General features: G+C 54.5%; 8 protein-coding genes and 1 pseudogene. 4 read left to right on the forward strand and 5 right to left on the reverse strand.

Going from position 1 to position 12897, the window contains the following annotated elements; genetic code table 11:
- Positions 1-13: 13 nt before the first annotated feature.
- On the reverse strand, positions 14-5866 hold the full coding sequence (locus JJD74_RS04150; protein ID WP_200611642.1) for a DUF3320 domain-containing protein: 5853 nt from the start codon (positions 5864-5866) through the stop codon (positions 14-16).
- Between the two features lie 339 nt (positions 5867-6205).
- Here JJD74_RS04150 and JJD74_RS04155 point away from each other — a divergent pair, with 339 nt between their 5' ends.
- The gene (locus tag JJD74_RS04155) at positions 6206-6388 is read left to right on the forward strand and encodes a hypothetical protein (protein ID WP_042559650.1); all 183 of its coding nucleotides are present in this window, start codon (positions 6206-6208) and stop codon (positions 6386-6388) included.
- Positions 6389-6397: 9 nt separating this feature from the next.
- On the opposite strand, the gene JJD74_RS04160 is transcribed toward JJD74_RS04155, so the two are convergent.
- Positions 6398-6844: an NUDIX hydrolase gene (locus JJD74_RS04160; RefSeq protein WP_200611644.1), complete on the reverse strand. Its 447-nt coding sequence runs from the start codon at positions 6842-6844 to the stop codon at positions 6398-6400.
- 510 nt (positions 6845-7354) lie between these two features.
- Here JJD74_RS04160 and JJD74_RS04165 point away from each other — a divergent pair.
- The gene (locus tag JJD74_RS04165; RefSeq protein ID WP_047301847.1) at positions 7355-7783 is read left to right on the forward strand and encodes a nuclear transport factor 2 family protein; all 429 of its coding nucleotides are present in this window, start codon (positions 7355-7357) and stop codon (positions 7781-7783) included.
- Between the two features lie 81 nt (positions 7784-7864).
- On the opposite strand, the gene mqo is transcribed toward JJD74_RS04165, so the two are convergent.
- From mqo to JJD74_RS31330, 3 genes and pseudogenes are all read right to left on the reverse strand, one after another.
- On the reverse strand, positions 7865-9511 hold the full coding sequence (mqo, locus tag JJD74_RS04170; protein WP_042559653.1) for a malate dehydrogenase (quinone): 1647 nt from the start codon (positions 9509-9511) through the stop codon (positions 7865-7867).
- A gap of 539 nt (positions 9512-10050) precedes the next feature.
- Complete coding sequence (locus JJD74_RS31325; RefSeq protein WP_395602939.1) at positions 10051-10914, reverse strand: methyl-accepting chemotaxis protein; 864 nt, start codon at positions 10912-10914, stop codon at positions 10051-10053.
- A pseudogene (locus tag JJD74_RS31330) lies at positions 10909-11664 on the reverse strand (MCP four helix bundle domain-containing protein); the annotation flags it as partial. The gene JJD74_RS31325 and the pseudogene JJD74_RS31330, both read right to left, overlap by 6 nt.
- A 244-nt stretch (positions 11665-11908) precedes the next feature.
- On the opposite strand from JJD74_RS31330, the gene sodC reads away from it, so the two are divergent.
- The gene (gene sodC, locus JJD74_RS04180) at positions 11909-12430 is read left to right on the forward strand and encodes a superoxide dismutase family protein (protein WP_042559655.1); all 522 of its coding nucleotides are present in this window, start codon (positions 11909-11911) and stop codon (positions 12428-12430) included.
- 129 nt (positions 12431-12559) lie between these two features.
- Positions 12560-12874 (forward strand): DUF2388 domain-containing protein, encoded by a 315-nt coding sequence (locus tag JJD74_RS04185; RefSeq protein WP_042559656.1) that lies wholly within the window; start codon positions 12560-12562, stop codon positions 12872-12874.
- Positions 12875-12897 lie beyond the last annotated feature (23 nt).

Genomic DNA, 12897 nt, shown 5'->3' on the forward strand with positions numbered 1-12897 from the left:
CCGCTTCAAAAAATCACAAATCAGACATCGACTTAATTGCTAGCTCTATCCTTTCACGTGCGGCACTGGTCAAACGCTTCACACCGAAAGTTTTGGCGATTTCCAAAGGCATGTCGCCAGCAGAGATTAAAGAGGCAACGATCAGTAGCTCTTCAGCGGCGATCTCCTCAACCGATCTGCCGTCATCCAAGGTCGCCGGTATCCGATATTTGTTCCAACCGGCAATATCATTTTCAGAATGCCAAACAAATTGACCATCCACTGGATCACTTTTCAAATGATGGTTTTGTTCTGTCAGATCAAGAACTCGCTCTCGAATGAGGCGCCCAGAGCGTTGAAAGCCATGTGCCCGGGCTACACGCTGTACTAACACTGAATCGAGGATAGGAGCCTCCTGCAACAACACATGTGAAATCATTTCAGCAAGAACTGCATCATATTCAGGCGTGTAAAACGCTTCTGCATTGATTCTATGACCCACGCTTGTAAAGTCAGTGACGCGATATTCATCTTTGATTGCTGGTAAGACTTGCAGTGCAAACGACTTCGCGATCTTGAGTTCGGGAGGTAGCTCGTCAGTAGCTCCACCCTCAGATGCAGCAGAGATTTCCTCTTTCTCTACGTCATTTTCCAATGGCGCGCTGTGGACTAATGACAAATGAGGTATTGATGACTCCTGATCAACAGTTTTGCTAACAAGAGCAGATGCACGGGATTCTTCCAAGAGAGCTTCAAGAGATGCATGCAACCGATCCAGCGCGCCAGACTTATCAATCCACCACTCTGTAGACCAGAGCCGAATCAGCTTCCACCCCAGCCCTTGAAGGATTGCGCTACGAACTTTGTCGCGATCTCGGGCAGTAGCCGCACTGTGATAGGTCGCACCGTCACATTCAACACCAACCAGATAATCGCCAGGTCTGTCTGGATGGACAATGCCTAGATCAATTCGGAAACGAGATACCCCTATTTGCGGTACTACTTGCCAGCCTTTTCGTCTCAGTTCTTGAGCAACAGCTTCCTCAAAAGGCGAGTCGTAACCGCCCACTGAACCCTGCACAGCCTCGGCAAGAGCTCTTGGCCCTCTTTGAGCAAATTCAATGAAGTGCTTCAGATCGCGAACAGCTCGAGCGTTGGTGCGATTCAAATCAATCATTGAAGAATCAAACGATGAGAAAACCATCATTTCTCTGCGTGCACGCGTTATAGCAACGTTCAAACGACGCCATCCGCCTTCTTTGTTCAATGGCCCGAAGTTCATGGACATAACCTGCGCGCCTGGCTCAGTTGGGCCATACCCGATGCCAAGCATGATCAAATCGCGCTCATCGCCTTGGACTGTCTCCAGGTTTTTTACGACGACGGGTTCGGCAATATCATGCTGGAAGAATGGCTCGATTTGCGGAAACTGTTGCCGCGCCCTATCCAGCAGATCGTTGATCAATCTTTGCTGGTCGCTATTGAGTGTGATGATCCCAATGGTATGACCGCTCGAAACAAACGCAGGATCCATCAAACGCTTCACAGTCTCGGTAACGATGGCCTCGGCCTCGACCTGATTGTGCCTGCCCCTGCCTTTTGCGTAGACGCCATCAACTCGTCGCCACTCCACGGCGCTTGCACGAGTTTCAGCTGCAGGAAAGGTGATGAGATTGCTGTCGTAGTAACGGTGGTTTGAGAATGCGATCAAGCTCTCATGGCGACTCCGGTAGTGCCAACTGAGGCTATGGCTTGGGATACCTGCTCCCAGACACTCATCCAAAATGCTCTCCATATCCTCCGCAGTGTCATCCTCTGCGGCAGACGCGGCGCGATTGAAAAAGTTGGTTGGTGGCATCTGACGCGGATCGCCCGCGATGACAACCTGCTTACCTCTGGCGATTGAACCTATGGCATCCCACGGAGCAATTTGCGAAGCCTCATCGAATATCACCAAGTCGAAAAGTGCGAGATCCGTTGGAAGATACTGTGCAATAGAAAGAGGGCTCATCAGCATGCAAGGAGCGAGTTTTGACATGGCGTCCCCCATCTCAACCGCAAGTTGTCGCACGGGTTTGTGACGACGAGACTTTTGCAGCTCATGCTTCAAAATGCCGAAACCGCCTTGCTTGCCGATTTCGTTTTTCGACGGAATCAACCCACACAGCTTCGCTCGAATATATCGAACTGTTAGCTTGGAAAGTTCCTCATCCAGACGTACAAAAGCTTCAATATCGCTGGCGTGCTCTGCTGGCACGAAATTACGCAGCAGCGGTTCCGCGTCGATCATCACCCTTGCAAACCAACGCGCATAAGATGTTTCGAACGTATCTACAGTCCCGCCCTCTGGCAAACCTTTAACTGCCAATGCATCACTTAATGGTTGAAGCCCCGCGGCTATCGCCTCTTCACGTACCCGACACCAATCGCACCAGGCTTTCAGCTTCGACTCTTGTCGAGAGATCGCACAAGACGCATCGAGCAATGACTCAATTGTTAGTTTTCCCTCTACAGTGCGGTTACTCAGTTCATTGAAGCGTTTACTGGTATGACTGAACTCAACCAATGCATCTTTTAACTGATGAAGCGCTGCGGCGATAAAACCACCCCCGCCTAGTAGCTCATTGGCTTCAACGACAAGCTTTTGTGTGGCCCCCCGCAGTGCAATAAGATCTTCAGGGGACTCTGCGTTCGAGCTGATCAACGTCCGCAAGCGCTCCGCGAGCTCCCAAGCTACCGCCATCGCGGATCGATCACTAGATACCCCGCTCCATCCAGGCACAGCATTTATATCTGCAGCTAAGCTGTCCAGCGAAATGAGCAAGTCGCGCATTTCGAAGAGTCTGGCGAGATCCAGTTCAACGTTTGGAAGTCCCGCCGCTCCGCCCTGACTCGCGAGGTTTTTACCCACCTTTTTCTTGGCCAATGTAGCGAGAAACCAAAATTTGGTCTTGCCAATATCCCAGTCGTTTTTGAGTTGTTCGAGGTTGATGGTACGACAGGCCTCTGATGCGTAACGCACCGACAGAGACTGCTCAAGCTCTTCGTAACTTGTGAGGATCTGAACAGCTTTCTTTGCTGCAACAATCTTGGCACTTGCATTCAACGTGAATGCAAAAGAGAGATCGATACCGTGCGTATCTACCAACAGTGCAACAAACTGGCAAAAACGCTCAATGTCCTCCCCGCTCGTAACTGCTAGAGGAAGATCGGTGGCTCTCAACAAGTTGTTACAGGCAATCTTCAGCCGTTCGATTACTCCCGGCAGCTCCCTGGATACAGCAGCGATCGAATCTTGCCAGCCGTTTGACCATTCTGTCGGAGCGATGAGCGAGAATTCAGCTGACAGATCGCGGGCAGCCTGACTATTCAGGTCAAGACGCCTGGCAAGATCTCGCAACCGCGCGTAGTCCTGCGCGTCGTGAGATGTTCCGTGTGGCCAGTCAAGACGCGGTAACACAGCGTGTCCATCTCGTACGACACGACCTATAGCCTGATGTACCGTTAATCCATTAGGTTGCCGACGATGCAACGTTTCCACGACTTCATTCAATCGGTTTCGCAGCTTGTGCAGTTTTTCCGTCTCTAAAGCCCAATCTTCAGCAGTCAACGCATCGCGAACATCCCAAGCACGCTCCAGTTGCTTAAGTACCTCCACCTTGGAGGTTTTACTGGAGTGCAGTTCAAGACAGAATTCGCCTAGCCCCTTTTCTTCAAGCCGACGATATACAACATCCAGAGCTGCCATTTTTTCCGCGACGAACAAAACCCTGCGCCCCAACGCGAGATTGTGGGCGATCATGTTGGCGATCGTTTGAGACTTACCCGTGCCGGGAGGCCCATCAAGGACAAAATCACAACCACTGGCTGAGGCAACGACTGCTGCCAACTGGGAGGAGTCCGCTGGCAACGGTGTGAACAGATCGGACGGGCGGACTTTTCTATCCAACTCATGTGGCTGCGGAAAATCTCCCGACATAGCGAAGCCTTCACCGCCGACACTTCTATCCAGCAAGTGCTTGACCATCGGGCTTTTCAAGAGCTGTTCAGAGCGAGCAGCCAGATCCTGCCACATCAAATATTTCGCGAAAGAGAACGTTCCCAACACGAGTTCTGTGGTCACCTCGAAACCCGGCACATCTCTGATGGCACGTCGTACTGTATTCCAGATCCCAGTGACATCAATGCCACTTTCATCGGAGGGAAGTTCGCCTTCAAGCCCTGGAATTACGAGTTCAAAATCATGCCGTAATAGTTCGAGCAGAGTCAAATTGAAGCGAGGTTCATCCTCAAGCAAAGTCATCGTCACACCGGACAATGCGCTTTTGCGATCCAGCTTTACCGGTAGCAAAATTAAAGGAGCGGAATAGGTTTTTGGATCATCTGCTGATTTTTTCCATTTTAAAAACCCGAGCGCAAGAAAGAGAGTATTTGCTCCACCTTCATCAAGATCACTTCGAGCTTTCCGGTACAGGTCGATTAGCGCTACTTCGAGCTTACTTTTCTCAAGGGTGGCCAATACCTCACCACGAGACAATGCACTGCGAGCGTATTCATCTCTGAGCGACTCTCGATTTTGTTGCTCATAAAGTGCCGCATCTCTACCTCCAGCCTCCAGATCCGGTATCGACACGATCCTAATGCGTTTGCCGCTGGCTAGCTGATCTTCTAGCTCAGCAGGCTCAGGACAAATCAAGCGAATGCCTTTAGCACTATCAGGTAGATGTAGTAGTCGATTTCGAGTCGTCAGATCGAGAAGCTTGCGTTGCCACAAAGTTAGCTTACCGGCAGGTGTTTCTGACTCGGTAAGTATCTCTACGTCAAAGCCCGGTAATTGTGGCGCGAGCTCCAACGCATCGAGTGGCACCTCCGACTCTTGAATCACATCTGATTTCGGCGTTGAAATTGACGTTGCCAAAGGACGAATGCGCTGCATGCGTGCTCGATGCATATCAATGGCCATAATGAAATCATCATCGTTGACCTGCCTTTCAGCTGTACTAATAGCCTGACTGAAACCTGGCGCAGGAAATTGCGTTGCCAGAGTGGTTTCAAATACGAGGACCTCTTTCAGGTCGATGCGCTTTCGTACTGCAGAAGCCTCATCTGTAATCAGTTGAGAAAACTCCTGAGGCTGTAACCAAACACCTGCAAAAGCATGACCTTTCGTCAGCAACAGAAGTGCGTTTAGTCCGGCTTGCTCCAACGCCGCAGCAAAAAGCAATGCCGTGTCCAAACAAGTTGCAACACCGCCTTCCAATATGAGGCTGGGAGTTCTGACTTTCTGGCCGAAAGCCTCAAAGCTTGCCGGCGGTAGCGCATAGCTCAATTTAAGCCCGCAGACTGCAGACCATATTGCGGAAGTGAGCTCCCAAGTTCTGGTTCTGGACTTACTTTCGTAACCGTTGATTCCATCCGCTTTGCCAGCTCGACGCAGAACATCAGAAGCAGATTTGAGTATCCGATCTACCGCAGGGTCATTTGGCATTGCAAACGCAGGCAGCAACTCTGGCATGGAGTTAACGCCCCCCCACTCATTTCTTGCCAAAAGCTCAACCGGGAAGATTTGACTATTGAGGACTTCATCGTTGCAACGAAGGCGCAGGACAAGGGTCGCGCTGAGACTTTCCGTCAGATCGGCGAGAAAAGCGGCATTCAGCTTCAAGTTGCGTTCTGAAATATGGAGCGTCGAGTCTTTATTTAATCTATCCAGACGCCAAATTTTTCCCTCAAGGAAGGGAGGATCTGCGACAAGCTCTAGCTCAAGATCGCTGTAATCAGCTTCACCATCGTTGTGTACGGTCAGTTCTCGGAGGACCGGGACAGCATTCTGGTGAGAAGCAAAGCCAACCTTGCTGGCAATCACTCCCTCGATCTTGATGGTCATGAACCATTTTCTCCATTGAAAATTCGACGAAACGACTTCGGAATGCTTACAAAAACAGGGGCCATACTCACCGACATGGATAGATTTTGAAACTGCTTTTTCGCTTATAGGTACAGACAAGTCCGCTCCTAAAGTCGTGTCTGTAGGCCTACCACACTAGCAAACAGGAAATCTGTTCATTTAGCGCTTAGTCGCAACTATTTGGAGAGTCCACCTGAAGCGAGCCAGCTCCCACTGAACCCAGGGTATTAGCGGCTTTCCGGTTTGTCGTCTAAGGTCAATGTCTCATCGGACAGAGCCCCTGCCAGTAATACCGGGCTCTTAATCAAGGAGAGACTGATGATGTCCCGCCGCAACATCGAACAGACCTATCGCACCTGGTCTAGTCCCATCCTGCTGGAGCTGAAAAAGCGCGAACACCAAATGAAGCCCGTCGAGCGTCAGGCGCTGGAGAACGTATTGGTGGAAAGAAGATTGCTCGACACTGGCAACCCTGAAGGCACCGAACGTCGCCAGCGCTGAGGGCTTAGGTCAATCCAGCAAACCGGCGTTTTTCAGCAAATCGCCCAATCCCTTGGGCACCAATGGCGCCTGCTCGCTGAAGCTTGAGCTGTCATGCCAGCTCACGGTAAAGGGCGCGCCGTCACTTTCGTGGCCTTTGATCTGCGCATGCGTGTACACGCTTGGGTCGGTAAACGACGCGTCGTAGACCTGAACGATCTCGTGTCCCGGTTTGCCGTTATAGATGAACAGGCTTTCGAGCGTGCCGAGCAGGCGCAGGTCCGTTATCGACTGGCCCAACTCTTCCTGCACTTCGCGCACGATCGCTTCGGCGCTGGTCTCGCCGAAATCGATCCCGCCGCCGATGGGCCGAAAGCAGGTTTGCTGACTGACTGGGTCACGAAACTCGTTAACCAGAATTCTGCCGTTGTGCTGAAAAACGCAGAGTGCGAGGGCGCGGATACGCGGTTCGGCCATGGGGGGTAAATCCATCTACAGGTGTGAGGCGCGGCATTTAAACACGATTCGCGCCGCACACCTGTGGCCGTCATATGAAGCACATCGCTTCAGACAGGAGAAATCGTCGCAAGCATGCCGATCAGAACGGTAAGAATTAAAAACCCACCCAGAAAATACGCCATCTTGTTCATGTTGCTCTCCTTAATGCTGAGCTTGCGGTGCACTGGACGCTTCGGGATGAAGGACTGTCGCGAGTGACCGAACTGCGGGGGCAGTTTGATCCTGCATCTGAACCGAATACAGAGGCAGATGGAAACGAAAAAAGCGTATCAGATGAGATCTGATCTGTAGGAGCTGCGGCACGCTGCGATCTTTTGATCTTGAAAACAGGGTCAAAAGATCGCTGCCTCGCTTCGCTCGAGAGCTCCTACAGGGAATGTCATAGAGCGATATCAGGCAGCGACATTAAACTTGCCCTGCCGGCCCTTTGATCTAGAGTCCAAGAACAACAAAAATCCAGAGGTGCAAATGACTGATCTGAACCTGCAACCCGGTGCCGCCGAATCCCTGAACCGCTGGCACGAGATGATCCGTACCGGTGACCTGAGCGCCCTGCCCGCGCTACTTGATGCCAACGCCGTATTCCGCTCGCCGATGGCGCACACGCCTTACCCTGGCGCGCAGGTCGTGGCGATGATTCTCAACACGGTGTTTGAGGTATTCGAGGATTTTGAATATCACCGCGAACTGGCGACGGCTGACGGTTTGAATGTGATTCTGGAGTTCAGTGCCAAGGTGGGCGCGAAGGAACTTAAAGGTATCGACATGATTCGCTTCGATGAGCGCGGCAAGATCGTCGAGTTTGAGGTGATGGTGCGACCACTCAGCGGGCTGCAAGCGCTGGGCGAAGAAATGGGCCGACGCCTCGGTGTCTACTTGGCTGCCGCCAAAGCCTGATATCAACCGCAATTGCCTGCAGGCACAAAAAAGCCCACTGACCGTCGCCGGTTCAGTGGGCTTTGTGTGTCAGGGGTCTAGTTACAGAGCCATGTCACGTGCAGCGTTTTCCTTTGGTGCTTCAGCTTTTTCAGCTGCAGGCGCCGCGGGAGCAGCAACCTGACCGATCACTGGAGGCGTCGGCAGCTCGAGGATTTTAGCGGTGTAAGCCCACTCTGCAGCCACTTTGGCTGGATCGCTGTTCAGCTGAGTGCCGTAGCTTGGAACGATCTGGTGCAGCTTGGATTGCCACTCTGGGGTCGCGACTTTGTCTTTGAAGACTTTCTGCAGCACGCTCAGCATGATCGGTGCAGCGGTCGACGCGCCTGGCGATGCGCCCAGCAGGCCGGCGATGGAGCCGTCTTGCGAGGCAACGATTTCGGTGCCCAGTTTCAGCACGCCGCCAGCCGCTTCATCACGCTTGATGATTTGCACGCGTTGGCCGGCCTGCCACAGGCGCCAGTCTTCGGCTTTGGCGTTCGGGAAGTATTCCTTCAGCGCGTCCAGACGGTCTTCATCCGACAGCATCAGTTGACCGGCAAGGTACTCGACCAGCGGGTATTCCTTGATGCCGACCTTGGTCATAGGCCAGATGTTGTGGGTGGTGGTGCTGGTCAGCAGGTCCAGGTACGAGCCTTCCTTCAGGAACTTGGTGCTGAAGGTCGCGAATGGGCCAAACAGAATGACGCGCTTGCCGTCCAGGACACGGGTGTCCAGGTGCGGGACGGACATCGGCGGTGCGCCAACCGAGGCTTTACCGTAGGCCTTGGCCAGGTGCTGCTCGGCGATGGTCGCGTTTTCGGTCACCAGGAACGAGCCGCCAACCGGGAAGCCAGCATATTCCTTGGCTTCTGGAATGCCCGACTTCTGCAGCAGGTGCAGTGCACCGCCGCCCGCGCCGATGAACACGAACTTGGCGTCGGTTTCGGTTTTGGTGCCGTCTTTCAGGTTTTTGTAGCTGACGCGCCAGGTGCCGTCTTCGTTCTTGGTGATGTCCTGCACTTCGCTGGACAGTTTCAAGTCGAAATTAGGCTTGGTCTGCAGGTAACCGGCGAACTGGCGGGTGATTTCGCCGAAGTTCATGTCGGTACCCAGCGGGCTCCAGGTGGCCGCGATTTTCTGGTTCGGGTCACGCCCTTCCATCATCAGCGGGACCCACTTCTTGATCACAGCCGGGTCTTCGGAGTACTGCATGCCGGCGAACAGCGGGCTCGCTTGCAGGGCTTCGTAACGCTTTTTCAGGAACTTGATGTTGTCATCGCCCCACACAAAGCTCATGTGCGGAGTGGTGTTGATGAATGAGCGAGGGTTCTTCAGAACGCCTTGCTGAACCTGCCAGGCCCAGAACTGACGGGAAACCTGGAACGCTTCGTTGATCTCGACGGCTTTCGGGATCGTGACGTTGCCTTTGTCGTCTTCCGGGGTGTAGTTGAGCTCGGCCAGGGCCGAGTGACCGGTACCGGCGTTGTTCCAGCCGTTGGAGCTTTCCAGGGCGACGCCATCAAGGCGCTCGACCATTTCCATCGACCAGGTCGGTTCCAGCTCATTGATCCACACACCCAGGGTGGTGCTCATGATGCCGCCGCCGATCAGCAGTACGTCGACTTTCTTGGCCTCTGCCGCATGAACGGAGGTCAGCCCCATCGACAAAGCCAGCCCTAGCAAGGCCGTGTTCACTTTCTTAAACATCTGTTGCACCTATGATAAAACGCCTTCCGCCCGCCTCTGTTATCTGCATGCGATCCGCTTTGATGACGCTCAGGCTGGCGTCTGGGATTGCGGCACACTTCAATTTTGACGGGTGGGCACACAAGGCCGACATGCCGCATCGACCTCAGTTAATGTCCCTTCTGAACTGACTTCTTATCATTATTGGCTCAGCTACTTGAGCGACAGGGATTCCGTCAGCCCGCCCGTAAGGCAAGCAAACTGAATGAGGTCAAACCAAGTTGGCGCGCAGAATATCACGTCATGGCAAACCCGCGCGTCTGTTCCCGACCTGAGAGTCTTTTTCCGCTCAGGGACTTATCGGCAGCCGGGCGCCGAACATGACCCTGCCGGCACAATCAGCATCGATGTCGACTGGTCCACCGCTATCGCTGGCAAGCCAGCTCCCACAGGGATTTGTGCTGGATGCGGACAGGGTGTCTGGCGCGGATCAGAACTGTGGGAGTGAGCCTGACCGCGATGACGGCCGACCAGACTCCACAAATCCACGGTCAACCCTCTCACAACCGAAACCGATCCACCGACTGCGCCAACTGCCCCGCAAGGCTCGACAACTCATCCGTGGTATTCGCCGTTTGACCAATCACTCGACTATTGCCCTCGGACATCCCCGCAATCATTTCCACCTGATGGGCGATTTCGTTACTGGCCAGGCTCTGCTCTCCGATCGTGCGGGTGATATCGTTGACCAGTTGCGTGGTGCTCAACGTCGCCTCAAGGATTTCGCGAATCGCCCGCTCGACGTCAGCTGTCACCGCCATGCCCTTGTCGACCTGCGCCACGCCCGCCTCCATGCTGCTGACGGCCTCGCGCGTGCTGTGCTGGATGCGCGCAACCATGGCGGCGATTTCCTGGGTTGATGCACTGGTTCGCGCGGCCAGACTGCGCACTTCGTCAGCCACCACCGCAAAGCCCCTGCCCTGCTCGCCCGCCCGGGCCGCTTCGATGGCGGCATTGAGCGCCAGCAGGTTGGTCTGGTCGGCAATGCCCTTGATCACCTGAATGATGTTGAAAATACCTTCGGACTCCTGATCCAGCGTGCGAATCACCTGCGCCGACTGTTGCGCGGAACGAGCGATATCGTCCATGTCGCTCACCACCTGGTGGATCACCTGGCCACCATTCTTCGCCAGGGACTGCGCCTGATTGGCCATGCCCAAAGCGCGTTCGGCGTGGCGGGTAATGTCCTCGATACTCGCGGTCATCTGGCTGGCGGCCGCGGCCATGGTCCCGGCAGCGGCGCTTTGCTGCTGGCTGCTGTCGGCAACCTGATGACAGCCGTGGCTCAGTTGTTGGCTCATGCCGCTGACGCCTTGGGCATTGCGCCGCACCACATCGATCATGTTCCGCAGGTCCCGCTGCATGGTTGCCAACGTGCGAATCAAGACGCTGGCCTCGTCCTTGCCTGAAGGCTCGACGATCGGCTCGCTGAGGTTGCCGTGAGCAATGCTTTCGGCGATACGGCTAGCGGCCTTCAACGGCCCCATGATGCTCAGGATCACCGAGCGGCCTTGCGCCAGCAGCAATAGCAAACTGGCGACCAACACAACGCCGAGTGCGATATTGGCATTGCGAATCGCCGCTTCAGTGCCTTGGCTGGTTTGCGCCGTATTGGTTTCAATCAATTCACTCAGCGCAGCCATTTGCTCTTCGAGCTGACCGAACACGTTGTTGAAACTGCCGAGTTGCTGTTGCGCCGCCTCTGGATTGTCCAGCGCCAGCCGGACAATGCGCTCACCGGCGTCGATATACGTGTCGAGGCTGGGCTTGATCTGCTCCAGCGCCGTGCGCAATGCCGGGTTGATCGGCAGCTTGATGTTCTCCTCAAGCACTTCGCGGAAATGCCCCGCGTGTTCACCAATCGACGCGCGTACTTCGGCCGCCGTGCTGGTGCTTTTGCCCAGGCCTACCAGCATCGCCGAGTAGACATCGGCACGCAGGGCGTCGTGCATCATGTCGGCTTCCATGTGGTTGCGCAGCGCGCTCATGCTGACCGCGTTGTCGCTGACGGCCGTAGCCATCCGCAGGTTGCCGACGTAGCTGACCAGACTGACGATCAATGCCGTCAGTAGACTGGTAACAATCAGCAACACTAAACGCAGTTTGATCGACACGGTGAAATCCTCTCTGGGTACGCTGAAAAAGCCCGTTAGTCCTTCAGTTAAGCCTGTTTGCGCCGTTCTGCTACGCCAGAACGTGTCAGCAGTTGTCAGCGTGCAGACGCAACCCCGACAAAACTTTCGGAATGTGCGACGAGTCTCATTTTGCAACGTAGCCGAATCCAGCGTTCATCGCCCGTTAATGCGCAAAGGTCATTGATTCGGTCTTCTGAAAATCGTGTAGCAAAAGGAAACGCTTATGAAACGCGCAATCTGGTTGGGTTTGCTCGGCACCTTGGCCATCGGTACCGCTCAGGCGGCAACTGAAAAAGTCACCATCAATCTGGTTAGCGCTGACGGTGCACCCCAGGCAATCGGTGCGGTGACGATCAGCGAGACGCCTTATGGCCTGCTGTTTACACCGGATCTGAAATCCTTGCCGGCCGGCGTTCATGGCTTTCATGTGCATGAAAACGGTAGCTGCGAGGCCGGCATGAAGGACGGCGTCAAAGGTGCTGCACTGGCTGCTGGTGGCCACTTCGATCCACAGAAAACCGGCAAACACCTCGGGCCCTATGCAGACGGTCATCTGGGCGACCTGCCGGCGGTTTACGTGACCGCTGACGGTATCGCCAATTATCCGGTGCTGGCGCCGCGCCTGAAGAAAATCTCCGAGATCAAAGGCCACGCGCTGATGGTTCACGCCGGCGGCGATAACCATGCCGACATGCCCAAACCTCTGGGTGGTGGCGGCGATCGCATGGCGTGCGGCGTCATCTGAACACCCTTCATCAGGCCGGGTGACTCGCGACCGCGTCACCCGCGCCCCCTTAGGGAACTCCCGCCCCTCGCGCCCCTCTCACCTATGTAGTACTTCCCTTTTGCTTCGCGCTTGTGGAGGAATACCGTCATGCGCAAGTTAGTGCTCGTTTCTTCTTTACTCTTATGCCTGCCCGTGGGTACTGCTCTGGCCAGAGTTGATGCCAAAGATGTCGCGACCTCTGCAGGTGTCTCCGCGTCGCTGTATTCGACCTTCAAGGATCACAAAATGGTGATTCCGGCTCGTGACGACCTGTCTGCATTTGTCGCCAGTGGCGGGGCCATTCGTGGGGTTTATCTTGAATCGGTGCTGCAACAGGTTCGTCAGGACAATCCCGGCATCAATGCCAGCGATGAAGACCTGGCCAACGCGATTCTGGTGCATTACGAAGGGTTGAATCAGTAGCTGTCACGGACGAAGCCGCCGAT

This window comes from Pseudomonas sp. MF6776, assembly GCF_016613125.1.
Lineage (GTDB): Bacteria > Pseudomonadota > Gammaproteobacteria > Pseudomonadales > Pseudomonadaceae > Aquipseudomonas > Aquipseudomonas iridis.